Below are 22,400 nucleotides of genomic sequence, written 5' to 3'. Positions count from 1 at the left end.
TGCAAAGATAAGGGGCTATAGGCGGAAGTCGTCGCCTAAATAAACCTTTTTTACTTGTTCATTGTTTATGACTGTTTGGGCATCACCTGAAGCAATGATTTTTCCATTACCAACGATATAAGCCTTGTCGCAAATATCCAGCGTTTCTCGTACATTGTGGTCTGTAATCAAAACACCTATGCCGCTTTCTTGTAAGTGTTTTATGATTAATTTGATGTCGCCGACAGAGATGGGATCAACACCAGCAAAAGGTTCATCCAAAAGAATGAACTTAGGGTTCATTGCCAACGCGCGAGCTATTTCAACGCGACGTCTTTCGCCGCCTGATAGTGCCATGCCTAGGTTGCTACGAATATGGGTGACATGAAATTCATTTAATAATGTTTCTAATCTTTCGTGCTTTTGCTCTTTGGATAATTCTTTGCGTGTTTCTAAAATGGCATAAATATTGTCTTCAACGGACATTTTTCTAAAAATTGAAGCTTCTTGCGGTAGGTAGCCGATACCTTTTTGGGCGCGAGTATGCATAGCGTTTTTGGTGATGTCATGACCGTCAATAAAAATGCCGCCAGCGTCGTTAGACACCATGCCCACTATCATATAAAAGCACGTTGTTTTGCCTGCACCATTTGGCCCAAGTAGTCCAACAGCTTGTCCTGATTCAACAGAAATGGAGACATCTTTAACGACTTGTCTTTTTTTGTAGCTTTTAGCAAGGTTTCTAGCTTCTAACAGGGCCATCTATTTCTCTTTTTTGTCATCTGCTGGTTGTAGTGTCATGGATACTCGGCCAGAACCTTGTTTCTTAGCGTTAAAGGTGCCAGTGTCTATGTGGTATAGAATATGATCTGCTGTGATTTTATCATCCATTCTATTGAGGTAAGCATTGCCTGATATGTCTAATGTTGAGCTGGTAACTTCATAGTTAATTTGCTCACCTCGACTGATCATCATGTTGCCATTCCAATCAATTTGTTGGCTAAATTTTGCAGGCTTGCCTGTGGCTACCAATTTGCTGAATTTGCGTGTTTTAGGATCCGTTGTTACTTTCAGGAATTGAGCTTGTATCTCAATGGATCCTTGTTTAACAAAAACATCACCTTTATAAGTCGCTATGCCAGTTTTTTGGTCTAAAAATGCTTCGTTAGACTGTATCGTCAGCGGTTTGCTTAAGTCATCAGGCAGTGCAAGTGCGTGCTGGCTAATTATGAGTCCGGCCAGTAGCGCGCTAATGTTAATGAGTTGTTTCATACTGTCCTCGTACAGATCCTGTCATCACGACTTCTTCTGAATTAATGTAGGTAGTAATTGTTTTTGCGGTAGTTTTGCCTTGCGTTGAATAAAGGGTGGCGTTACCGCTGCTTGTTAATGATTGCTTGTCATCCAAATAATGAATGCTGTCTGCGTTAAGGGTGATATCAGGAGAATCTGAAAATTGTTTAACAGCGACAGCGTCATCTGTTAATAGGATATCATGACTACCGTCCTCTATTACTCCTTTTTTCCCTTTTGCATTCCAAGCCCCAGCTGAGTCATGTCGCTGAATTGTCGGATTGTCTAGCAAGGTGCGAGATTCTTGATTGTAGTGCAGAGCTTGTGTTGCCGTTAGCGTCTCTTGTAATGCGCCATTTTGATCATATTCTTTTGCTTTGATATTGGTGATGAAATAATCTGGCGTGCTGCTGAGCTTTTGAGTCGCCACCAGATTTTTAGTTAAAGGGGTGTCAGCAAAAAAAACGCCAGAGGCCAGAGCGATCACAATGACGCCAAGTACGGTGTATTTTGCGTTGAGTTGAATCATTAGACAGTACTTCCAAAGCTAATGAGAAGTAAGTAGGCAATATAGGATCCAATTAAAGGGATGCCAATCCATCTTGGGATGGTTGCCTTTTTGGATTTTCCAAAGACAAAAATAAGTATGGAAAGCGCTAGAGTAAGCCCAAGAACCCAGTAGTAATCTCGTCCGGATGCATTTGGATCTATAGCGCCTGGTGATATTAAGCCAGGAATTGGCAATACGGTGGCTAGGTTGAAGATATTTGAGCCAATGATATTGCCTATTGCAATAGAATGTAACCCTTTGCGAACGCTACTGATAGAGGCGGCGAGCTCTGGAAGACTTGTTCCTACAGCGACTATGGTAAGGCCGATAACTAGCTCACTAACGCCAAGTCCTTTGGCGATGCCAACAGCCCCCCAAATAAGTAGTTTAGAACTGCCGATTAATACGACTAAGCCAATTAAGGATATGATCAAAGATTTTGCGACCGAGTCACCGTCATTTTCTGGTAGTTCCTCTTTCAATTGGCTTTCTAAGTTCTTGCTGCCGCGTAATAAAGTAAACAATATGAAAGCGAATGCGATAAGAAGAATAACACCATCGTAAAAACTGAGGTAACTATCATGCAGCAACCACCCCGTTAATAATGTTATGCCAATAACCAGTGGCACTTCTTTCGTGATTAAGCCTTTCGAGATCGGAATCGCAGAAAACAATAAGGTTACGCCAAATACGAGTGCAACATTCGCGATGTTCGACCCTAGTACATTGCCGATGGCAATTTCCGGAGCGTTATCGAGGGCCGCCATGGTGGATACCACCATTTCAGGGGCTGACGTGCCAAATGCGACCAGTGTAACGCCAATGACCATAGGGTTTACATTGAGCTTTTCTGCAACAAGAGCAGCGTGTTCAATGAATTTATCAGAACTAATGATTAGCAGGATTAGACCTGCAATAAGAGCAGCGGAAAACAGCAGCATAACCTTGAATTTACTCGTAAATAAAATGATGCCCCATTTAATGAGGTTTACGGGTGAAATTCAAGACTTGATCTTTGAAACAAATTCGATTCTGTATGAAGCGTGATTCTCTTTGCGACAGGTGGGTGGTACTATTCTTCAATACTTTAATCAGGACTGGAAAGGTGAATAAGTGCTAGATGTGTATATAAAAGTGCAGAATCTTCGCTTCTCTAGAGGGGATAGGGTGATTTTTGATGATGTAACTCTAGTTATTCCTAGGGGAAAAATCACTGCAGTAATGGGGCCAAGCGGTACCGGTAAGACAACCTTGTTGCGGCTCATTGGTGCTCAATTATCTCCCGACAGTGGAACAATTACTGTGGACGGACAGAATGTGGATGAATTATCTCGATCGGCATTATATAAGGTTCGAGAAAAAATCGGCATGTTATTTCAAAGTGGTGCTCTATTCAGTGATATGAGTGTGTTTGAAAATGTCGCTTTTCCATTAGAGGAACACACTAAGTTTTCTGCTGCGAAAATTAAAGAGATTGTTTTAGAAAAACTTCATAGTGTGGGTTTGCGTGGAGCGGCTTATTTAAAGCCGTCTGAGCTGTCTGGTGGGATGGCAAGGCGTGTTGCGCTGGCGCGAGCCATTGCTCTTGATCCTGAGTTGGTAATGTTCGATGAGCCATTTGCTGGACAAGATCCTATTTCGAAAGGTGTATTGGTTGAGTTGATACGTAAGTTAAACGCTTCAGCAGGAATTACTTCTGTTTTAGTTTCTCACGACGTAGAAGAATCTTTATCTATCGCCGATCATGTGTGCATTATGGCGGGTGGTCGCGTGATTGCAGAAGGAACGCCTGAAGAAATTCGTGCGTCACAAAATGCGCAGGTGAAGCAGTTTTTACATGGTGAACCAGATGGTCCAGTGCCATTTAATTATCCTGAAGATACAATGTCGGACCATGGAGGAAAGCGGTAATGAAAAGTTTGATTGCCTTAGGGGCATGGTTTTTCGACTGGCTTGAAGCGATTGGTCGAGCTGGTATTTTTATTGCTCAAAGTATTTTTAGAGTTCCTGTTCGTTTTGGTGAATCTGTTAACCTTTTGGTGCGTCAACTTTATTCTGTTGGTGTCTTGTCATTCGTGATTATTGTTGTCTCAGGAACGTTTATTGGGATGGTGTTATCGCTTCAAGGTTACAGTGTTTTGGCTAAATTTGGCTCTGAGGACTCGGTTGGCCAACTGTTGGCTTTGTCTTTGTTGAGAGAGTTGGGACCTGTTGTCACTGCATTGTTATTTGCTGGTCGTGCTGGGTCTTCATTAACGGCAGAAATCGGTTTGATGAAGGCCACTGAGCAGTTGTCTAGTTATGAGATGATGGGTGTTGACCCGTTACGCCGAGTTATTGCCCCACGATTTATTGCCGGGGTAATCTGTCTTCCTTTGCTTAGTATGGTGTTTTCAGCCGCAGGTATTATTGGCGGCTTGTTAGTTTCTGTTGGTTGGCTTGGTGTTAGTGATGGCTCTTTTTGGTCCTTGATGCAGCAGTCGGTTAATTTTGATACAGACATACTTAATGGTTTAATAAAGGCCCTAGTGTTTGCCGTTGCTATCACTTGGATTGCGGTTTATCAGGGTTATGAATGCGTTCCTACATCGGAAGGAATTGGTAAGGCGACTACTAGAACGGTCGTGTTGGGCTCATTGGCCGTTTTGGCATTGGATTTTGTGTTAACCGCTGCGATGTTTGGAGATTTTTAGGATGAGAAGTAAGCGCGCTGAGTTATTAGTGGGAAGTTTTATTGTATTGGGCTTGTTGGCATTTGTTTACTTAGCAGTGCAAGTGAGTGGGCTTGGGTTTAATAGTAAAAAGGATTCGTACCATGTTGTTGCACGATTTGATGATATTGGTGGTTTAAGCGATCGTGCCAAGGTCACCATTGCGGGTGTGACCGTCGGTAGTGTTGATTCAATCTCTTATGACAAAAAACTTTATATGGCTAAAGTGACCATGAGTATTGATTCAGATGTGAATAATATTCCTGAGGACAGCTCGATAGCTATTTTGACCAGCGGTTTGTTGGGTGAAAAATATTTAGGTATTTCCATTGGTGCAGAAGATAAAATGCTGAAAAATGGTGATGAAATTCGTGATACACAATCTGCTCTTGTATTAGAGAACTTGATTAGCCAGTTCTTATTTAATAAGACCAGTGGCTCAGATAAATAGAGGAAATGAATGTGCCAAAAGTAATAAAGGTAATGCTGATGATGGGGGCGCTAATTTCATCTTCGGTGTGGGCAGGTCAAGAGGCGGCTCGTGAGACGGTTATTCGTGTGGTTGATTCCTTTCGTACCGAAATTATTGCGGATAAAGCTCAGTTGGCAAAGAATCCTGAATTATTGTCTCAACGAATCGATAAAATATTAACACCTGTTATTAATTTTGATGACTTTTCAAAAAAAGTGATGGGTAAGTATTATCGAAGAGCAACACCAGATCAGCGATCACGTTTTGTTACCGTGACTCGAGATACCTTGCTTAAGACTTACAGCGGATCTTTGCTGGATTTGGATCCTGATAAAATCAATGTGTTGCCATTAGGTCCGCAACGAAGTGGTGATGAAGTTAAAGTGGATGTGGATTTTAAAACGGGGGATGGCGCGCCTCTTAACTTAAATTTTTACATGGAAGACTATGGTAATGATGATTGGAAGTTGAGCAATGTTGTCATTAACAATATCAACTTCGGGCTTACCTTTAGAAAACAATTTGCCGTCATGATGCAGCAGAATCGTAATAATATCGATTCTGCGATTGATGCCTGGGAGCAATCGCTTAAGAAGAAATCTTAGCGGGCTTTTATAGGCAATGATTAGATATCCGAAGTAGGTCAGCCTGCTTCGGATTTTTTTTGTCGCAATAATCCTTAAGACTCAGAGATAATGACAAAACAGATGATTTTTTTACGATGAGTTGTGTGAATGGGTGTTAAGAAGTTGCTTCGACTAAGGTAGAATAATGGGATCTATGAATATTTAATATTGGAGCGATTGTGAACGCAAGCGAAGTTAAAGCACTTTTAGAATCTACTATCAATGATTGCAAAGTAACGGCTGAAGGTGAAGGGTGTAACTTTCGAATTATTGTTGTCTCCTCTGAATTTGAAGGTATGTCTACCGTTAAAAGACAGCAGCTGGTTTATTCACATCTAAATGACGCAATATCCAGTGGGGCTATTCATGCCGTAACAATGAAAACTCTTACGCCAGAACAAAACAGCGCGCTATAAAATACTTAAAGAGATTAAACATATGGATAAGCTACTGATTACCGGTGGTACAAGATTGAATGGTGTCGTTCGTGCTTCTGGAGCGAAGAATGCGGCGTTACCTATTTTAGCGGCAACATTGCTGACGAAAGAATTAATTACTATTAAAAACCTACCTCATCTTCATGATATTACTACCATGCTAGAACTGCTTGGTTCTATGGGGTGTGGTGTTGTTGTTGATGAAAAAATGAGTGTTCAGTTAGATGTTTCGACGTTAAACAACTGCGAAGCGCCTTATGATTTAGTAAAAACGATGCGCGCCTCTATTTTAGTGCTTGGGCCATTAGTGAGCCATTTTGGTAAAGCCGTCGTCTCTCTGCCTGGTGGTTGCGCCATTGGTAGTCGTCCTGTCGACCTTCATCTTCGTGGTTTAGAAGCGATGGGTGCCACTATTTCAGTTGAGAGTGGCGATATCGTAGCAAGTGTCGATGGTCGTCTTAAGGGCGCACGTATTTTCTTCGATAAAGTAACCGTCACCGGAACAGAAAATCTATTGATGGCAGCAACGCTAGCGGAAGGTCAAACGATCTTAGAGAATTCAGCGAAAGAACCCGAAGTGGTTGATTTGGCAGAATGCCTTATTGCTATGGGCGCTAAAATCACAGGTCACGGAACAGATACGATTGTCATTGATGGCGTAGAAGCATTGCACGGTGCGACTTATCCTGTCATGCCGGATCGCATTGAAACAGGCACCTTTCTAGTTGCTGCAGCGATTACTGGTGGCAAAGTTAAAGTGATTGATACTAATGTGAAGTCTCTCGAAGCCGTACTTGCTAAATTAGAAGAAGCCGGTGCAAAAGTAACCTGCGGTGAGGATTGGATTGAAGTGGATATGGAAGGACGTCGTCCTACCGCAGTTAACATTAGTACTGCGCCATACCCAGCGTTTCCAACCGATATGCAGGCTCAATTTGTTGCGCTGAACTCGGTTGCTACAGGGGTAGGTCGAGTGATTGAAAACATCTTTGAAAACCGTTTTATGCACGTTGATGAAATGTTGCGCATGGGTGCGGATATTGAAGTCAATGGTAATACGGCAATTGTACGTGGCTGTGAATCTTTGAAAGGTGCGCCAGTTATGGCGACGGACCTTCGTGCGTCTGCAAGCTTGGTGCTTTCTGCGTTAGTCGCGGAGGGGGATACAAAGATTGATCGTATTTACCACATTGATCGTGGTTATGAATGTATTGAAGAAAAATTCGGATCATTGGGTGCAAAAATTTCACGGGTTTTAAATTAAAATGAGCAAAACATTAACGATAGCATTATCGAAAGGGCGAATTCTCGGTGAAACTTTACCCTTGTTAAAAAAAGCGAATATTGTTCCAGCCGAAGACATTAGTAAAAGCCGAAAGTTAATTTTTGACACTAACCATGAGCATATTAAGTTGGTTATTCTACGCGCAACCGATGTGCCTACTTATGTTGAACATGGTGTAGCGGATTTTGGTGTGGCCGGTAAAGACGTTTTGATGGAAGCGACGACTAAGAATCTATATGAATTATTAGATTTAAAGATTGCTAAGTGCCGATTGATGACAGCAGGGGTTGTTGGTGAAGGTATGCCAAAGCGCCGTTTGAAAGTGGCCTCTAAATTTACTAAAACTGCGAAGGCGTATTTTGCTGAGCAAGGTATACAGGCTGACGTTATCAAGCTGTATGGTGCAATGGAATTGGCACCAATTATGGGCTTGGCTGATCTGATTGTGGATATTGTAGATACTGGTAATACGCTTAAAGCAAATGGATTAGAGCCAAGAGAATTTATTGCAGACATTAGTACGCGCCTAGTGGTTAATAAAGCGGCTTATAAAACGAAGTTCGCTCAAATTGAACCTATAATCGAAATGTTGCGTGGTGCTGTCGAAGATAGCGAGGGCAAGTAGTGAATTTAAATATTAGAGAGTTTTCAACGGAGTCGGAAGGTTTCTTAGTTGAGCTAGAGGCCTTACTTGCTTGGGATTCTGTGTCAGATATCTCTGTGCAAGAAAGCGTTGCTAATATCGTTACTCAAGTGCGTAAAAATGGCGATAAATCGGTTGTTGAGTTTACAAATCGTTTTGATCGTCGGCAGATTGTTTCGGCCTCTGAGCTTGAGATTTCACGTGAGGAAATGGCACTTGCAAAGGCAAGAGTAAGTGATGAGCTTATTGTTAGTCTTGAAGCAGCCGCTCAGCGAGTTCACGATTACCATGAACGTCAAAAACAACCTTCATGGCAGTATCAAGAGTCTAATGGCACTGTGCTTGGTCAAAAAGTAACGCCATTAGATCGTGTTGGTGTCTATGTTCCTGGTGGCAAGGCAGCGTACCCATCTTCTGTGCTAATGAATGTCATGCCTGCTAAAGTTGCGGGTGTGGGCGAAATTGTTATGGTGGTTCCTACGCCAGATAATGTTGTCAACGACATAGTGTTGGCGGCAGCCTACATTGCAGGGGTTGATCGAGTTTTTACTATTGGGGGTGCCCAAGCTGTTGCGGCTCTCGCTTATGGTACTGAAACTGTGCCTAAAGTAGATAAAATTGTAGGCCCTGGTAATATTTTTGTGGCGACAGCAAAGCGCATGGTATTTGGTGCGGTTGGCATCGATATGATAGCTGGCCCGTCAGAGATACTGGTTGTTTGCGATGGTAAGACGAATCCAGATTGGATTGCCATGGATTTGTTCTCACAGGCTGAGCACGATGAAGACGCTCAATCAATTTTGATCTCTCCCGATAAGGCTTTTATTAAAGAGGTGAAAGCCTCTATGGAGCGCTTGATCGAGACGCAAAGTCGCCAAGCGATTATTAAAGCTTCTTTAGAAGGTCGAGGTGCTTTTATCCATGTAAAAGATATGGATGAAGCGATGGATATTGCGAACATAGTTGCTGCTGAACATCTTGAATTATCAATTGATGAGCCTGAGAAATGGTCTGAAAAAATTCGACATGCTGGCGCTATCTTTATGGGTCGTCATACACCTGAGGCATTGGGTGATTACTGTGCCGGGCCAAATCATGTTTTGCCAACCTCTGGTACTGCGCGTTTTTCATCACCGCTTGGTGTTTATGATTTTCAGAAGCGCAGCTCGATAATTAATTGTTCTCCACAGGGTGCAAGTGACTTGGCTAAAATTGCAGCACCACTTGCAAGAGGAGAGTCTCTTGAAGCGCATGCAATGTCAGCTGAGTACCGTATTTTGTCTGAAGTGAATGGTACTGAGGAAAAAGAGTTGGAGGCGACAGGTGAGTAAGAAAGGTTCTTCTCACCCTAAGGCGTTATATCAGCTAAGAAAGATAACCAGAATATCTGCTCTGGTTATCTTGGCGGCGGTTGTGATTGGTTTCTTTCTGCCTACTGACTATCGTGTAGAACGCAGTATTATAATTAATAAGCCCCATGATGCTGTCGTGAAGGCTTTGCTAGGTGGTGACTCGTTATCTGATTGGATGTTTGTCAGTGGTGGTAAGGTGGATTTGCGCCAAGGGGATTACCAGCAAGGTGACAAGGCGACAATCTCATACGATGACTCGAAGGCGCAGGGGGAATTGTTTTTTACGGCAGTAACCACTAATTCAATCGCTTTTGATGTTAAGCCAAAGCCAGATGTTGACGTTGTTCATAACACAATTTATATCAGCGGCGATAATAAAAGTACCAATGTGGATTGGGAGATTAGCGGCAAGCTTAGAACAGGTTTTTTAAGTCCTTATCTCGCTTTTTTTGCAAATAAAATTGCTGGTCGCAATTTTGAAACAAGTCTTCAGCGTTTAAAAGAAAAGGTAGAATTGACTCAATAGGCAATGCTTTGCATTGCGGGTTGTGTCTCTAGTGTAATGCTGGTCTGGTATGATTGTTTTCCTCTAAAACCAAGTAGGGATATGGTGGTGCCAGGCTTCATTGAGGCAATTCGGCTTCTTGTTTTAAGCGGGTTGTCGCTGGTGGTGTTATTGATTTTTACTATGATATCCCCTATTTGAATGCCGGCTTTATCAGCAGGGCTTTCTTTTGTTACTTCGCTCACAAGTAGTCCATGATCCACAGGCAGTGCTAGGCTTTTTGCTAGTGCTGATGTGACTTTTTTTGCGTCCATACCTAAATAAGCTCTAACGACTCTTCCGTTCTTCACTAAATCCGACATGACTTGTACTGCGTCATCAATTGGAATGGCAAAGCCAATGCCTTGTGAGCCTCCGCTACTGGAATATATAGCAGAGCTTATGCCAATTAATTCACCTTTTAGATTGATGAGCGCGCCACCAGAATTTCCGGGGTTGATCGCGGCGTCGGTTTGTAAGAAATTTTCATAGGTGTTTAAACCAATACTGTTGCGCCCTTTGGCGCTGATGATGCCAAACGTAACAGTCTGACCTATACCAAAAGGGTTTCCTATGGCGAGGGTTTTATCACCAACAGAGACTGAATCGCTATTGCCTAGTTGTATTGGTGTTAGGTTTTGGATGTTTATTTTTAATACCGCAAGGTCGGTCGAAGGGTCTGAGCCAATTAATTTTGCTTCAACTTGTCGATCATCGTTTAGGCCTACGATTATTCGCTGTGCGTTCTGGATGACGTGATGATTGGTTAGAATTAAACCATCTTTGGAAACGATAACGCCTGATCCTAGGTTGAGATCCTGGGAGGCTGGGGTTTCTTTTAAAATGCCATCATTAATGAGATCGTTTTTTTGTAATACTTGGGTGTAAATGCTAACGACGGATGGCGCTGCTTTTTCCACAGGGGCAGCATAGCTGTTGCTCACTACCTTGGTTTTTTCCTGGATAAGTAGTGTGGTGAGGCCTATACAAGTACCAAGTAGTATGGCGATAATAGGTGATGTCCACTGATTTTTCTGATTCATAGATAGAGGTTGTTTTGCTGAGAAGTGAATTTAAACAGTTGTTAGATCTTACATTGAGCCCGCACAGATTCAAGGATTATGCGCCCAACGGCCTTCAGGTGGAAGGGAAAAATAATATTACGCGAGTGGTGACCGGTGTAACGGCCTGTCAAGCGCTAATCGATGCGGCTATTGAGTATGGTGCAGATGCTATTGTCGTCCATCATGGTTATTTCTGGAAAAATGAGGCGCCTGAAATAACGGGAATAAAATATCGCCGAGTGTCTGCTTTAATTAAGAATGACATTAGCTTATTTGGCTACCATCTACCCTTAGACGCTCATCCTGTGTATGGCAACAACGCAGGTTTGGCCAATGCGTTGGGCTTGTCTGCTAAGCGTCGACCGCTACAGGCCAACCTTCCGTTGGAAGAAGCTATCGGTGTTGTGGGAGAGCTTGATCAAGCGTTAACAGTGGAGGCGTTTAAGCGTTTGGTAGAAAAGTCAGTTGGTAGAAGTGTTTTGCTTGAAGCGGTGTCTGATAAGCATATTAAAACGGTAGCGCTCTGTACTGGCGGTGCGCAAGGTTATATCGAGCAAGCTCATCAGGCTGGTGCGGATGTTTTTATTACGGGAGAAGTGTCAGAGCAAACGATTCATCTTGCTCGTGAGCTTGGGATTCATTTTATTGCCGCGGGTCATCATGCGACAGAGCGTTTTGGTGCGCAAGCCATCGCGGCTTTTTTAAGAGATGAACATGGTATGGATGCTGTGTTTATAGACATAGATAATCCAGCTTAATCTATGGGAAAAGTATTGGCAAAAAAAAGAGGCTTATCATTAAGCCTCTTTTTTATTAAATCACTCTATTTGGTTCGAGTGGTTCTGATTTGTTTTTTAGTCCGAAATCTTCGCTTAACATTCCCTGTTCAGATTTCCCTTTTAGGGCATAATCTCTAGGGGGTTCTGTGATTTCATCATCATGCGCAATGGCATTTTGCGATACTGTTGTAGCCGGTATATCTATGTGGCTTAGTTGGCTTGCGCTAGCGGATAGGTTTTTTCTTAATTCAGCTAGGCGCTTTTCAGCGGTTAGTAGATATTCGCTGCTGTCTGAGAAAAAGTTATCAATGATAACCTGCTTTTTATCTAGCTCTTGTTGAAGAGACTTAATAGTAATTGAGCTAGAGGAAGAATCTTTCTCTGTGCTTTTTGATGTAATACTTTTCAATATGAGGGTGGCAGCAATGCCGACAATAGCCCCAGTAACAAAAACGATAATATTGAATTCTTCCAAGTTCATAATGTTCTCCCAAAAATCAGACGTTATTATAGCCGAAATCCTTCCCACGATAACACCTTGCTAGGTGTTGTTTTAACATCTATTTGTTAGAATGTATTTTATAAATTAATTGCAACGAAAGAGCAACGATGACACCTATTACTCGATATAGACAAGATTTAGAAAGAGATGACTTTCATTATGATCCGGCGCAGGAAGAGGCAGTAAAGGCACTGCAGGACTTGTTTGATCGATTAGTAGCGAAACAAGATCAGCCTTCTTCTGCTGGCTTGTTTGGTTTATTTCGTAAAAAGAAAGAGATTGAAGTAGAGCAAGGGCTATATTTCTGGGGTGGAGTAGGGCGTGGCAAAACCTATTTAATGGATGCTTTTTTTGATTGTCTGCCAACTGAAAAGAAAATGCGCCTACATTTTCATCGTTTTATGCAAATGGTGCATCAAGAGATGCGAAAGCTGGATCATGTAAAAAACCCATTAGAAATTGTCGGCAAACAAATTGCTGATAAGGCGCAGGTGCTTTGTTTTGATGAGTTTTTTGTCACAGATATAACCGATGCAATGATTTTAGCTGGTTTGTTAGAAGTGTTATTTAAAAATGGCACGACACTGGTCGCAACGTCGAATATTGAGCCAGATGGGCTATACACTAATGGCCTACAGCGTGCGCGCTTTCTACCTGCGATTGATTTGGTTAATAAGCATACCAAGGTGATGAATATAGATGGTGGTGTTGACTATCGTCTAAGGACGCTGAAACAGGCCAAGCTTTATTATCATCCATTAACACCGGCAGCGAATGAGGCCTTGGCTGAGCGCTTTATGAGTTTGATTTCAGATGTTTCTCATGTTGAAGAGAATGGCAGTGTTGCAATAGAGGGTCGTCAAATTCCTTTTATTAAAAGCTGTGATTTAATGGCTTGGTTTGATATCAATGCCTTGTGTGACGGGCCTCGTAGTCAAGTTGACTATATTGAAATTGCTAAGTTGTATTCAACGGTATTAATTTCTAACTTGCCGAAAATGGATTCTAGTAGAGATGATTTGGCGCGTCGATTTATCAACTTGATTGATGAGTTCTACGATCGTCATGTAAAAGTTATCATCACCGCCGAGGTCGCGATTCCAGACATCTACACAGGCACGAGATTAGCGTTCGAGTATGACCGTACTGTGAGTCGGTTGTTAGAAATGCAATCTGAAGACTATTTGTCTCTTGAGCATCGCCCATAGCGGTGTTTTGGCTTTCTTCTTAACGAGCGTTGTTATATACTTCGCTCGCCTTTTTAAAGGTAAGTGTACGTTATTGAGCTGCGTAGCGGTTTAATAACCAATAATAATAGGTATAGCGTGTCTTGAACACGTGTATTGAAAGGGTTTTTTGATGAAAACTTTTACAGCTAAACCTGCTGAAGTTCGCCGCGACTGGTTCGTGGTTGATGCTGAAGGCAAAACTCTAGGCCGTTTGGCTACTGAAATTGCACGCCGTTTACGCGGTAAGCATAAAGCGGAATATACTCCACACGTTGACACTGGCGATTACATCGTCGTTATCAATGCTGAGAAAGTTCACGTTTCTGGTAACAAAGCAGCTGCGAAACAATACTACCGCCATACTGGTTACCCAGGCGGCTTGCGTTCTATGAATTTCGAGAAGTTGATTGATCACGCTCCTGAGCGCGTTCTTGAAATCGCCGTAAAAGGTATGTTGCCAAAAGGTCCTTTGGGCCGCGCAATGCACAAGAAAATGAAAGTGTACGCTGGTACTGAGCATCCACATGCTGCTCAACAGCCTCTAGCCCTTAACATTTAATACGGAAGATCATTATGTCAGCTACTCAATACTACGGTACAGGTCGTCGTAAAACGTCTACCGCTCGTGTGTTCCTTAAAGCCGGTACTGGTAACCTAGTTATCAACAACCGTTCGCTTTCTCAGTACTTCGGTCGTGAAACGGCTCAGATGGTTGTTCGTCAGCCTCTTGAACTTGTTAACGCTACTGAAAAATTTGACGTTTTCATCACTGTTAAAGGTGGTGGTATTTCTGGTCAAGCTGGTGCGATTCGCCACGGTATCACTCGTGCATTGATGCAATACGATGAAACTCTACGCCGCACTCTACGTTCTGCCGGTTTCGTTACTCGCGACTCTCGTGAAGTTGAGCGTAAAAAAGTGGGTCTACGCAAAGCACGTCGTCGTCCTCAGTTCTCAAAACGTTAATTTTCGTTTTCAGACTTATCAAAACGCTTGGTGTTTATTCACCAGGCGTTTTTTTTATTTTAAATTTAGAAAATTTAGAAAATTTAGAAAATTTAGAAGCCATAGAGTTCAGCGTATTTATTAAGTGGAATGTGTTTAACTGTGTGTAGTCTTTGCAAAATAGTTATGGTTTTTCGATCGGTGATTCAATATAACGATATATTAGTGTGAAGTGGTTTTGGAAGAGGGTGTGTATTCAATGGCAGCAGAAGTGAATAAAGGGCGTCGTCAATTTCTTATCGGTTCAACTTGCGCCTTGAGTGCGGTTGGAGCGGCAGGTATAGCTACGCCATTTATCACCTCTTGGCAGCCAAGTCGTAAGAGTCGGGCCGCTGGAGCCCCAGTTCAGGTTGATATTAGTAAGTTAGAGTTTGGTCAGCAAATGACGGTTGAGTGGCAAGGGCAGCCTATTTGGATTGTAAGGAGGACAGCTAAAAATTTAGCGGATTTAGCGTCGTTAGATAAGCAGCTTATCGATCCATTATCAAATAAAGATCAGCAGCCTGATTATGCACAGAATGAATACCGTTCGATAAAGCCTGAAATATCTGTTTTGGTGGGTATTTGCACTCATCTCGGTTGCTCTCCAACCTATCGACCAGATGTTGGTGCGGATGATTCGGATAACAAATGGCGGGGTGGTTTTATTTGCCCGTGCCATGGTTCAAGGTTTGACCTGGCTGGAAGAGCTTATAAAAATTACCCCGCTCAATCTAATCTCCTTGTTCCTCCTTATTTTTTTAAAGATGATACGATAATCGAAATCGGAATCAGTCAAAAGGCGGCTGTTTAATGGCTTTTTTTGAGCAATTGTCCGATTGGATTGATGAGCGTTTTCCGATTAAATCACTGTATAAAAAGCACTTTTCTGAATACTACGTACCTAAAAATTTAAATTTTATGTATGTTTTTGGTGTGCTAGCTGTTTTCCTGTTAGTGAATCAGTTGCTGACAGGGATTTGGTTGGCCATGAGTTATGACCCTTCGCCTGACAAAGCGTTTGCTTCAATTCAGTATATTATGCGAGATGTGCATTTTGGCTGGTTGATTCGCTATCTTCATACGACTGGCGCATCGGCATTGTTCATTGTGTTGTATGTTCATGTGCTGCGTAGTCTGCTGTATGGTTCCTACCAAAAGCCAAGAGAGTTGGTTTGGCTGTTTGGGATGACGCTTTATTTTATTATTATGATTGAAGCTTTTCTTGGCTACTTACTTCCATGGGGGCAGATGTCGTATTGGGGTGCTCAAGTGATTACCTCGATATTTGGAAGTATTCCTGTTGTCGGTGTAGGCCTGCAAGAGTGGGTAAGGGGCGATTATTTTGTTTCTGGTGTGACGTTAAATCGTTTCTATGCTTTGCATGTCATTGCTTTTCCTATATTGCTTTTGTTGCTTGTTTTTTTACATCTTTCTACCTTGCGTCATGTCGGTTCAAACAACCCTAAGGGGGTTGATGTTAAAAAATACCGTGATGAAAATGGCATTCCATTAGATGCGATTCCATTTCATCCTTATTTTATAAGCAAAGATATTTTTGCAATTGGTGTTTTTCTATTTTTATTTTGTACGGTCGTTTTCTTTTTTCCCACAGTGGGGGGCTATTTTCTGGAGAAGGCAAACCTAGAGCCTGCAAACCGATTGTATACGCCAGAGCATATTTCGCCTCTTTGGTATTTTACGCCCTTTTATGCGATTTTAAGGGCGGTGACATTTTCTCTTTTTGGATTGGATGCTAAATTTATTGGTGCCTTGGCTATGTTTTCATCCGTTATTATTCCGTTTGCTTTGCCATGGCTGGATAAAAGCCCTGTAAAATCAATACGTTATAAGGGGTGTTTGAGTAAGATTTTCTTAGCCTTGTTTTGCTTGAGTTTTCTTGTTTTGGGTGTCGTTGGGATGCTGCCCGTCAGTGCTTCTTCTACTTTGATCGCACAAGTTTTTGCTCTATTGTACTTTGCCTATTTTCTTCTGATGCCTTGGTACACTCGATATGAAACGACCAAACCTGTACCGGAAAGGGTTTAGTGTATGAGCTATCTTTTGTCGCGAGTGATTGTCTTCTTTTTACTGATATTGAGTGCTTCTGCAGCATTGTCTACGGATGTGGTGCACAAGAAAATGACGCCCAATTATGACGATAAGGCTTCGCTACAAAGAGGCTTGGCTATTTATTCAAATTACTGTTCGGGCTGTCATCAAATTAAATATGTGCGTTATAGTCGTATTGCTGATGATTTAAGTATTCCTAAGTCATTATTTGAAGAAAATTTATTACCAAAATATGCTAGAATGGGCGACCAAATTACATCGACAATGACAAAAGCAGATGCTAAAGCTTGGTTTGGCGTTATTCCGCCGGATTTATCGCTTGAAGCGGGTCGACGGAGCCCCGATTGGGTGTACCGTTATCTGCAAGGTTTTTATCAGGATAGTTCGCGTCCTTATGATGTGAATAACGCGCTTTCTCCAGATTCAATGATGCCTAATGTATTAGAGCATTTACAAGGAGAGAGGGTGCTGAGTTGCCAAGGTATAACAAAACCTTCAGGCAATAAGTATTCTGCATTGACTAATTCGAGTTATTCAAAGTGTGATATTGTTGATGGGGTGAAAAAAGGTCAACTGACAGATCAAGAATTTAAACAAGTGGCTTATGATGTCGCGAATTTCCTGGCTTATGCTTCAGATCCTTCGCGATCGGACAGGGAGTCTCTTGGGTTGAAGGTACTGCTTTTTCTTAGTGTATTTGTATTCGTTACTTATCTGCTAAAAAAAGAGTTTTGGCGAGATATTGCGTAAAATTAGCGTCTAATTAATGAGTCTTAAAATAGATGAGTTAATTGGCCATTTTATTAGTTTGCCCTTTTGGGCTTTTGTTGTTTTTAAGATAGGGGTTTTACATGGGTGTTATTGCTAAGCGCTCCTCAATGACGTTTTTCTCTGATGGGGAAGATCACTATAGCCATCGAGTGCGTATTGTGCTGGCTGAAAAAGCCGTTACTGTTGACATCATTGATGTGGACTCATTCAATAAGCCTGCAGAATTGGCTGATGTGAATCCATACAATGAATTACCAGCATTAGTGGATCGTGATTTGGTTCTTTATGAGCCAAACGTAATGATGGAATATTTAGATGAGCGTTTCCCTCATCCGCCTTTACTGCCTGTTTATCCAGTTGCTCGCGCGGAAAGTCGTCTGTATATGTATCGTATTCAGCGCGATTGGGCGAAATTGGTAGATTTAATTCTTTCCAGTAAAGACAAAGAAGCGGTTGCGCAAGCACAAAAAGAATTGCGTGAAGGCTTAATCAGCGTATCGCCAATTTTTGAAGAAAAGCCTTACTTCATGAGTGATGATTTCACGATTGTTGATTGTTGTTTAGCGCCTATCTTGTGGCGTTTACCATCACTTGGTGTTGATATTCCAAAAGACCAAGCTGCTGCTCTTCATAAGTATATGGAATTAGTATTCTCTCGTGAGTCATTTAAAGAGAGCTTATCTGAAGCCGAAGAAGAAATGCGTCTAGACTAATTTGTCTATGATTTGATATAAAAAAGGAGCTTCTATGGCTCCTTTTTTGTTCGTTTATTTTGGTATTTATTTGAGATGGTGGTCTATTAGGGCTGCGTTTATATTGATTATAAAAGCTCAAAAAACGAAGTGTAAAATATCGGTTTAGCTGTAATGCGTTGAGGCTAAAACAATAGGAGTTATGATGTTACCGAAAAGATCTTACTTACTGGATGCTGCTTACAAATGGGTGTCTGATAATGATATGACACCCTACCTTTTGGTTGATGCTAACCATGAAGGTGCGGTTCTCCCAACAGAGTTTGTGCAAGACGGGCAGATTGTTTTGAACATTGGTATGTCTGCTGTGCGTCATTTAATTATGGACAAAGAAGCGGTGTCTTTTGAAGCGCGTTTTAGTGGTAAGCCTATGCAGGTATATGTGCCAATAAAAGCAGCATTAGCGCTTTACGCTAAAGAAAATGGAGATGGTTTTGTGTTTCCTGAGGAGGACTTTCCTGAGGGACCTTCTACGCCTACGCCCTTTAAATCAGAGAAAAAAGGCTTTACTTTGAAAGTCGTAAAATAAGTAACGTTAACTCAGGTTGTCGTTGTTCAGGAAAAGAGCCTTATTTTGATATGAGGCTCTTTTTTTTGGTCGTATGTCAGGCTTTTTTTATTCGTCGTAACCAAATAACTGGCGTTCAAGTAGGTCGATTAAGGTGTGAATGACGGTTATTTGGCACTCATGGACACGGGCTGTGCCTAATAGATTTATCTTTATCTCCGTGTCGTCACGTGATGTGAGTGACGACACGTTTTTAGCTTCTGGGCTCGTCAGGGCGACAATGCTCATTTTCCTCTCATGAGCCGCTTGAATGGCCTGAATAATGGGAGATGTATTGCCTCTATTCGCGATGACAAATAAAACATCACCAGGATTACCAATGGCGGTGATTTGCTTTGAAAAAACATCGTGATAGCTGTCGCTATGGGTAATGGCTAATAGGGCGGCGCCGTCACCGCTTAGGTTTATCGCAGGCAAGCCTGGGCGTTCTCTGTCCATTCTATCCAGCATTAGCGTACTAAAGTATTGAGCCAGATGTGAACCAGTACTGTTGCCTACGCAAATGACCTTGCCACCAGAAGCAATGCTTGAGAAGAGGACTCGAGCAGCATGTTCTATGTAAGGTGGTAAGCTTTCCAACGCTTGTTGTTGAGCTTCAAAGCTTTGAGCAAATTGTGTGTAAATCGCTTCTTGAAAATCCATAATGGTTAAAATACTGCTTTAAGCCAGGTTAAATGTTGGGTGTCGATTTCTTGATCAAACAATATGGCGTCAAAACGACAGGCACTTGTTGATTTGTTATTTTTTTGTAGCCAATACTCAGCTGTGAGCCTGATTTTTCTCAGTTTCGAGGGGTTTAGGCTCTCAGCTGCACTCCCATGAAATGCGTTCGCACGAAAACGTACTTCAACAAAAACATAGGTTTTATTATCTAGGAATATGAGATCAATTTCTCCCATACGACTATGATAATTTCTATCAATGAGTCGTAACCCTTGTTGTTGCAAGTAGAGCTCAGCTGCTTCTTCAGCCTTCTCTCCATTATTTTTGGGCGTCGCTCGTTTCTGCTTTGTGAAAAAATTGGGTACTGATGGCATTAACCAAATGTCCTCTTTGGTAAGTCATAATCTCAGGTCGTTTATGAAATATACCATTTTTATCCATAGTAATAATGCCTGTGTTTGCAGAAAGTCGTGTGCTCTTTAACTGAACAAACAAAGGAAAGCGATTAGCGAGTAAATACGCGTCGGCACCTAGCGCGTGTAAGCGGCGCAAAATATTCGAGTCGCGATCAGTAGACACTTCATTTAGGGTGTTATTTTTTTGTGCGATAGCGGGAATTTCTGTAAAGATAATGCGCTCTATATCACTAAAATTAATATTTTGTTCGGGCGGTGTGTCGTTTAATGTACTGCTAGACAGCATTGGAATGCTTTGAGCAAAGTAATAATCCAGCAAAGGGCGAACTTGTTTTGCTTCGCTTAGTTTGCCAACAAAATAGATATAGTCTAAATCTTGTCTTGGTCTTACGACACTGTCTGCTTTCTCACCTGTCCAATTTTCAATTTGAGCGATGCGTTGCTTGCTTTCATTTATTAGTAAGAGCTTTTGAACGGCGCGTTGGCGATCGCTTGATGTGTTCTTATATGAAAGGTTAGCCGTTACACTAATATTGTCTTTTTGTGCGGTCTGAAGAAATTCATCACTCTGCCGTAATGCCCAGGTGTCTTGGGTGCTTAAAATAGCGGCTTTTTTTGCCCCGGCTTGTTTTGCAAAACTAATTAGCTCATGTATGTCGTCTTCCGAGCTGAGTGAGAAATAAAATAGGTTCTGTACCTTGGCATTACTTTCAAGCTGATTTAACGCAATGACTGGATGCTCTAAGCTCATTTGGCTAATGCGTGCAACGTTGTTCTTTTTAAGAGGGCCAATAATCACGTCGGGATTCAGTTGATTGGCTGCCGCTATGGCGTCGCTTATTTCTTTATAATCATTGGTGTTAACAATGGCGATGTCAGCACGTTTGTTTGTTTGGTGATAATAAGCGGAGAAAAACCCTTTAATAATCGCTTGAGAAGCGCGTTCCAGTTTGCCACTCATCGGCAACATTAATACGATTTTAGTTGGCGGTGTTTCACCTAATTTTGCAATAACTTGGAAGTCCAATGGCGGGTTAATTGCAGCTGGGTGTTCTGGGTGTTGGCCTTGCCATTGTTGAAACTGTACAAGTTGTTGCTCTATGGAAAGCGTTTGGTTGCGTAAAATATTACTGATAGTGAGCCAGCCGTTGAGGTTGGGTAGGTTGGCTTGCTTCAGTTCTAGTACTTGCGTATCTGTCAGATTTTGGATCGATGTCCATAGCTGAGCTTGATTAAGCTTTTTGTTATCCCCAGTTAAAGTGTCGTCCAGAGAAAGGCGTAGCTTTATGGCTTCTGACCAATTGCCAGTGTGTTCAAAAATAGTGGCTTTTGTTTCACTTATTTGTATTTGGTTTTCAGTTTCATTAGCGGATGGTAGTGCTTCAGCTTGGGCTAATAAATCCATTGCACTCATTGGATCATCGCGCTTCGCTGCAATAAGTGATGCTAGTAACAATGCTTTAAATTGTATGCGTGAAGGCGTAGTTAATATTTTATCACCTAGTGCGTCTCGGGCTTTTAGGTAATCGCCATCTTTATAACTTTGTAGGGCATTGTCATAAGCGTCTGTTAATTCTTTTGGCGCTTTATAGGGATGATAAATACTGTCAGGCACTCCACTTTCTTGGCTTCCAGGTGGTGCGTACTGAGGTAAATTGTCCTGAGATCTATTTAAATTCGTCGAGCTACAAGCACTTAGCAGCAATGCACAGACGGTTAATGATATGATGCGGAGATTAATTAGGCTCATAAGCTCATAAAATGACAGATAAAAGAGGCAGTATGGTAGCACATAGTTCAGATGATGTGAGGGGCACGCTATACATAGTTGCAACTCCGATTGGTAATCTTGATGATTTTAGTAGAAGAGCTGAAAAGATTTTACGGGAAGTAGACTATATTGCCGCAGAAGACACGCGTCATACGCGCCGTCTATTGAATCACTTTGGTATCGAGGCGAAGCTTTTTTCGATCCACGATCATAATGAAAAAGACAAATCCGAGTACGTCGCCAGTTTGCTCGAAGAGGGCAAAAGCGTGGCCTTAGTGTCGGATGCTGGAACGCCGCTTATTTCTGACCCAGGTTATCACATTGTCAGCTTCTTGCGGGCTCGTGGGTTAACTGTTGCGCCTGTACCAGGTGCTTGTGCTTTGATTTCTGCTTTGTGTGCCTCAGGTTTGCCGACGGACCAATTCTTTTTTGCAGGCTTTGTACCAGCGAAGTCCAAAGCACGTTGTGATTTGTTTGACTCATGGAAAACGCAAGCGGGAACCGTAGTATTTTACGAATCAACCCATCGTATTTATGATTCAATTAAGGATGTTTTGAGTGTCTACGGTGACGATGCTAGATTGGTACTTGCTCGAGAAGTTACTAAGACGTTTGAAACTTTTTTATCGGGTACGGCGGCGGAAATACTCGCCATGTTTGATGTCGATGCGAACCAAATGCGCGGCGAGTTCGTGGTAATGCTGAGTTTTACGCAAGAAAGTGGTGATGAAAAAGAACTCGAAGCCAAGCGTATTTTGGGGATCTTGTTAGAGGATTTACCGGTTAAGCAAGCCGCGGCAATGGCGGCTAAATTAACGGGTGAGAAGAAGAATTATCTTTATAAAATGGCACTAGAAATGCAGGGTTAATAACACCTACTTGGCTTGATTTCTGAATATCTGGTCGACTCTAATGTGGGCGCTGAGTGTTTACATT

At 42.1% G+C, this 22,400-nt stretch carries 28 protein-coding genes; 19 read left to right on the top strand and 9 right to left on the bottom strand.

Annotated elements, in window-relative coordinates:
- Nucleotides 1-15 precede the first annotated feature (15 nt).
- From lptB to V6259_RS03075, 4 genes are read right to left on the bottom strand one after another with little or no spacing between them, the layout of a single operon-like run.
- Entirely contained in the window at nucleotides 16-741 is a 726-nt protein-coding gene (gene lptB / locus V6259_RS03090; protein WP_133011147.1) for an LPS export ABC transporter ATP-binding protein, read from the bottom strand.
- Complete coding sequence (gene lptA, locus V6259_RS03085; RefSeq protein ID WP_341583270.1) at nucleotides 742-1,251, bottom strand: lipopolysaccharide transport periplasmic protein LptA; 510 nt, start codon at nucleotides 1,249-1,251, stop codon at nucleotides 742-744.
- Nucleotides 1,235-1,801 carry an LPS export ABC transporter periplasmic protein LptC gene (gene lptC / locus V6259_RS03080; protein WP_133011149.1) on the bottom strand — a complete coding sequence of 189 codons (567 nt, stop codon included), beginning with the start codon at nucleotides 1,799-1,801 and terminating at the stop codon, nucleotides 1,235-1,237. The genes lptA and lptC overlap by 17 nt, the downstream gene beginning before the upstream one ends.
- Nucleotides 1,801-2,763 (bottom strand): calcium/sodium antiporter, encoded by a 963-nt coding sequence (locus V6259_RS03075; protein ID WP_341583269.1) that lies wholly within the window; start codon nucleotides 2,761-2,763, stop codon nucleotides 1,801-1,803. The genes lptC and V6259_RS03075 overlap by 1 nt, the downstream gene beginning before the upstream one ends.
- 172 nt (nucleotides 2,764-2,935) lie before the next feature.
- On the opposite strand from V6259_RS03075, the gene V6259_RS03070 reads away from it, so the two are divergent.
- The 9 genes from V6259_RS03070 to V6259_RS03030 all read left to right on the top strand — a co-directional run bounded on the left by V6259_RS03070 (nucleotide 2,936) and on the right by V6259_RS03030 (nucleotide 9,874).
- Entirely contained in the window at nucleotides 2,936-3,733 is a 798-nt protein-coding gene (locus tag V6259_RS03070) for an ABC transporter ATP-binding protein (RefSeq protein WP_341583268.1), read from the top strand.
- Complete coding sequence (gene mlaE / locus V6259_RS03065) at nucleotides 3,733-4,515, top strand: lipid asymmetry maintenance ABC transporter permease subunit MlaE (RefSeq protein ID WP_133011152.1); 783 nt, start codon at nucleotides 3,733-3,735, stop codon at nucleotides 4,513-4,515. Before V6259_RS03070 ends, mlaE begins: the two co-directional genes overlap by 1 nt.
- 1 nt (nucleotide 4,516) lies before the next feature.
- Nucleotides 4,517-4,984 (top strand): outer membrane lipid asymmetry maintenance protein MlaD, encoded by a 468-nt coding sequence (gene mlaD / locus V6259_RS03060; protein ID WP_133011153.1) that lies wholly within the window; start codon nucleotides 4,517-4,519, stop codon nucleotides 4,982-4,984.
- Between the two features lie 11 nt (nucleotides 4,985-4,995).
- The gene (locus V6259_RS03055) at nucleotides 4,996-5,610 is read left to right on the top strand and encodes an MlaC/ttg2D family ABC transporter substrate-binding protein (RefSeq protein WP_341583267.1); all 615 of its coding nucleotides are present in this window, start codon (nucleotides 4,996-4,998) and stop codon (nucleotides 5,608-5,610) included.
- A gap of 200 nt (nucleotides 5,611-5,810) precedes the next feature.
- Nucleotides 5,811-6,047: a BolA family protein gene (locus V6259_RS03050; protein WP_133011155.1), complete on the top strand. Its 237-nt coding sequence runs from the start codon at nucleotides 5,811-5,813 to the stop codon at nucleotides 6,045-6,047.
- A 22-nt stretch (nucleotides 6,048-6,069) separates the two neighbouring features.
- Entirely contained in the window at nucleotides 6,070-7,332 is a 1,263-nt protein-coding gene (gene murA / locus V6259_RS03045) for a UDP-N-acetylglucosamine 1-carboxyvinyltransferase (protein WP_133011156.1), read from the top strand.
- A gap of 1 nt (nucleotide 7,333) precedes the next feature.
- Complete coding sequence (hisG, locus tag V6259_RS03040; RefSeq protein ID WP_133011157.1) at nucleotides 7,334-7,978, top strand: ATP phosphoribosyltransferase; 645 nt, start codon at nucleotides 7,334-7,336, stop codon at nucleotides 7,976-7,978.
- A complete protein-coding gene (gene hisD / locus V6259_RS03035) occupies nucleotides 7,978-9,327 on the top strand; it encodes a histidinol dehydrogenase (protein ID WP_341583266.1) in 1,350 nt (449 codons plus the stop codon). The genes hisG and hisD overlap by 1 nt, the downstream gene beginning before the upstream one ends.
- Entirely contained in the window at nucleotides 9,320-9,874 is a 555-nt protein-coding gene (locus V6259_RS03030) for a polyketide cyclase (RefSeq protein WP_341583265.1), read from the top strand. The genes hisD and V6259_RS03030 overlap by 8 nt, the downstream gene beginning before the upstream one ends.
- On the opposite strand, the gene V6259_RS03025 is transcribed toward V6259_RS03030, so the two are convergent.
- Nucleotides 9,868-10,935 carry a S1C family serine protease gene (locus V6259_RS03025; protein WP_133011160.1) on the bottom strand — a complete coding sequence of 356 codons (1,068 nt, stop codon included), beginning with the start codon at nucleotides 10,933-10,935 and terminating at the stop codon, nucleotides 9,868-9,870. The genes V6259_RS03030 and V6259_RS03025 overlap by 7 nt on opposite strands.
- Before the next feature lie 14 nt (nucleotides 10,936-10,949).
- Here V6259_RS03025 and V6259_RS03020 point away from each other — a divergent pair, with 14 nt between their 5' ends.
- Nucleotides 10,950-11,714, top strand: a complete 765-nt coding sequence (locus tag V6259_RS03020; protein WP_341583264.1) for a Nif3-like dinuclear metal center hexameric protein — start codon at nucleotides 10,950-10,952, stop codon at nucleotides 11,712-11,714.
- Nucleotides 11,715-11,769: 55 nt separating this feature from the next.
- On the opposite strand, the gene V6259_RS03015 is transcribed toward V6259_RS03020, so the two are convergent.
- Entirely contained in the window at nucleotides 11,770-12,216 is a 447-nt protein-coding gene (locus V6259_RS03015) for a ZapG family protein (RefSeq protein ID WP_133011162.1), read from the bottom strand.
- 128 nt (nucleotides 12,217-12,344) lie between these two features.
- On the opposite strand from V6259_RS03015, the gene zapE reads away from it, so the two are divergent.
- The 8 genes from zapE (at nucleotide 12,345) to V6259_RS02975 (ending at nucleotide 18,575) form a co-directional block, all read left to right on the top strand.
- Nucleotides 12,345-13,445 (top strand): cell division protein ZapE, encoded by a 1,101-nt coding sequence (gene zapE / locus V6259_RS03010; RefSeq protein ID WP_341583263.1) that lies wholly within the window; start codon nucleotides 12,345-12,347, stop codon nucleotides 13,443-13,445.
- A 151-nt stretch (nucleotides 13,446-13,596) separates the two neighbouring features.
- Nucleotides 13,597-14,025 carry a 50S ribosomal protein L13 gene (gene rplM / locus V6259_RS03005; protein ID WP_133011164.1) on the top strand — a complete coding sequence of 143 codons (429 nt, stop codon included), beginning with the start codon at nucleotides 13,597-13,599 and terminating at the stop codon, nucleotides 14,023-14,025.
- Between the two features lie 14 nt (nucleotides 14,026-14,039).
- Nucleotides 14,040-14,432, top strand: a complete 393-nt coding sequence (gene rpsI, locus V6259_RS03000) for a 30S ribosomal protein S9 (protein WP_133011165.1) — start codon at nucleotides 14,040-14,042, stop codon at nucleotides 14,430-14,432.
- Between the two features lie 238 nt (nucleotides 14,433-14,670).
- On the top strand, nucleotides 14,671-15,264 hold the full coding sequence (gene petA, locus V6259_RS02995; RefSeq protein ID WP_133011166.1) for a ubiquinol-cytochrome c reductase iron-sulfur subunit: 594 nt from the start codon (nucleotides 14,671-14,673) through the stop codon (nucleotides 15,262-15,264).
- Nucleotides 15,264-16,499 carry a cytochrome b gene (locus V6259_RS02990; protein ID WP_341583262.1) on the top strand — a complete coding sequence of 412 codons (1,236 nt, stop codon included), beginning with the start codon at nucleotides 15,264-15,266 and terminating at the stop codon, nucleotides 16,497-16,499. The genes petA and V6259_RS02990 overlap by 1 nt, the downstream gene beginning before the upstream one ends.
- Nucleotides 16,500-16,502: 3 nt before the next feature.
- The gene (locus V6259_RS02985; RefSeq protein ID WP_341583261.1) at nucleotides 16,503-17,273 is read left to right on the top strand and encodes a cytochrome c1; all 771 of its coding nucleotides are present in this window, start codon (nucleotides 16,503-16,505) and stop codon (nucleotides 17,271-17,273) included.
- 101 nt (nucleotides 17,274-17,374) lie between these two features.
- Complete coding sequence (locus tag V6259_RS02980; RefSeq protein WP_133011169.1) at nucleotides 17,375-18,007, top strand: glutathione S-transferase N-terminal domain-containing protein; 633 nt, start codon at nucleotides 17,375-17,377, stop codon at nucleotides 18,005-18,007.
- Between the two features lie 184 nt (nucleotides 18,008-18,191).
- Complete coding sequence (locus V6259_RS02975) at nucleotides 18,192-18,575, top strand: ClpXP protease specificity-enhancing factor (RefSeq protein WP_341583260.1); 384 nt, start codon at nucleotides 18,192-18,194, stop codon at nucleotides 18,573-18,575.
- 87 nt (nucleotides 18,576-18,662) lie between these two features.
- On the opposite strand, the gene V6259_RS02970 is transcribed toward V6259_RS02975, so the two are convergent.
- Genes V6259_RS02970 through V6259_RS02960 form a run of 3 tightly spaced genes read right to left on the bottom strand, consistent with a single transcriptional unit; the run spans nucleotide 18,663 to nucleotide 21,443 of the window.
- Entirely contained in the window at nucleotides 18,663-19,256 is a 594-nt protein-coding gene (locus V6259_RS02970) for an SIS domain-containing protein (RefSeq protein ID WP_133011171.1), read from the bottom strand.
- Between the two features lie 5 nt (nucleotides 19,257-19,261).
- Nucleotides 19,262-19,651 carry a YraN family protein gene (locus V6259_RS02965; RefSeq protein WP_133011172.1) on the bottom strand — a complete coding sequence of 130 codons (390 nt, stop codon included), beginning with the start codon at nucleotides 19,649-19,651 and terminating at the stop codon, nucleotides 19,262-19,264.
- Nucleotides 19,596-21,443, bottom strand: coding sequence for a penicillin-binding protein activator (locus tag V6259_RS02960; protein WP_341583259.1), 1,848 nt, complete (start codon nucleotides 21,441-21,443; stop codon nucleotides 19,596-19,598). The genes V6259_RS02965 and V6259_RS02960 overlap by 56 nt, the downstream gene beginning before the upstream one ends.
- A gap of 11 nt (nucleotides 21,444-21,454) precedes the next feature.
- Between V6259_RS02960 and rsmI the strand changes: the two genes are divergently transcribed.
- Nucleotides 21,455-22,333 carry a 16S rRNA (cytidine(1402)-2'-O)-methyltransferase gene (gene rsmI / locus V6259_RS02955; RefSeq protein ID WP_341583258.1) on the top strand — a complete coding sequence of 293 codons (879 nt, stop codon included), beginning with the start codon at nucleotides 21,455-21,457 and terminating at the stop codon, nucleotides 22,331-22,333.
- Nucleotides 22,334-22,400 lie beyond the last annotated feature (67 nt).

The organism is Marinomonas sp. TI.3.20, from assembly GCF_038155025.1.
GTDB lineage: Bacteria > Pseudomonadota > Gammaproteobacteria > Pseudomonadales > Marinomonadaceae > Marinomonas > Marinomonas flavescens.
This window is presented reverse-complemented; position numbering and strand designations above follow the sequence as displayed.

Coding starts and splice junctions, on each gene's coding strand:
- V6259_RS02960 (WP_341583259.1), bottom strand. CDS start 21,443: ATGAGCCTAATTAATCTCCGCATCATATCATTAACCGTCTGTGCATTG.
- lptA (WP_341583270.1), bottom strand. CDS start 1,251: ATGAAACAACTCATTAACATTAGCGCGCTACTGGCCGGACTCATAATT.
- petA (WP_133011166.1), top strand. CDS start 14,671: ATGGCAGCAGAAGTGAATAAAGGGCGTCGTCAATTTCTTATCGGTTCA.
- V6259_RS02975 (WP_341583260.1), top strand. CDS start 18,192: ATGTTACCGAAAAGATCTTACTTACTGGATGCTGCTTACAAATGGGTG.
- V6259_RS02985 (WP_341583261.1), top strand. CDS start 16,503: ATGAGCTATCTTTTGTCGCGAGTGATTGTCTTCTTTTTACTGATATTG.
- V6259_RS02990 (WP_341583262.1), top strand. CDS start 15,264: ATGGCTTTTTTTGAGCAATTGTCCGATTGGATTGATGAGCGTTTTCCG.
- V6259_RS03015 (WP_133011162.1), bottom strand. CDS start 12,216: ATGAACTTGGAAGAATTCAATATTATCGTTTTTGTTACTGGGGCTATT.
- V6259_RS03075 (WP_341583269.1), bottom strand. CDS start 2,763: ATGCTGCTGTTTTCCGCTGCTCTTATTGCAGGTCTAATCCTGCTAATC.
- rpsI (WP_133011165.1), top strand. CDS start 14,040: ATGTCAGCTACTCAATACTACGGTACAGGTCGTCGTAAAACGTCTACC.
- rsmI (WP_341583258.1), top strand. CDS start 21,455: ATGACAGATAAAAGAGGCAGTATGGTAGCACATAGTTCAGATGATGTG.
- lptC (WP_133011149.1), bottom strand. CDS start 1,801: ATGATTCAACTCAACGCAAAATACACCGTACTTGGCGTCATTGTGATC.
- rplM (WP_133011164.1), top strand. CDS start 13,597: ATGAAAACTTTTACAGCTAAACCTGCTGAAGTTCGCCGCGACTGGTTC.
- V6259_RS02980 (WP_133011169.1), top strand. CDS start 17,375: ATGGGTGTTATTGCTAAGCGCTCCTCAATGACGTTTTTCTCTGATGGG.
- V6259_RS03025 (WP_133011160.1), bottom strand. CDS start 10,935: ATGAATCAGAAAAATCAGTGGACATCACCTATTATCGCCATACTACTT.
- lptB (WP_133011147.1), bottom strand. CDS start 741: ATGGCCCTGTTAGAAGCTAGAAACCTTGCTAAAAGCTACAAAAAAAGA.
- mlaD (WP_133011153.1), top strand. CDS start 4,517: ATGAGAAGTAAGCGCGCTGAGTTATTAGTGGGAAGTTTTATTGTATTG.
- mlaE (WP_133011152.1), top strand. CDS start 3,733: ATGAAAAGTTTGATTGCCTTAGGGGCATGGTTTTTCGACTGGCTTGAA.
- V6259_RS02970 (WP_133011171.1), bottom strand. CDS start 19,256: ATGGATTTTCAAGAAGCGATTTACACACAATTTGCTCAAAGCTTTGAA.
- zapE (WP_341583263.1), top strand. CDS start 12,345: ATGACACCTATTACTCGATATAGACAAGATTTAGAAAGAGATGACTTT.
- hisG (WP_133011157.1), top strand. CDS start 7,334: ATGAGCAAAACATTAACGATAGCATTATCGAAAGGGCGAATTCTCGGT.
- V6259_RS02965 (WP_133011172.1), bottom strand. CDS start 19,651: ATGCCATCAGTACCCAATTTTTTCACAAAGCAGAAACGAGCGACGCCC.
- murA (WP_133011156.1), top strand. CDS start 6,070: ATGGATAAGCTACTGATTACCGGTGGTACAAGATTGAATGGTGTCGTT.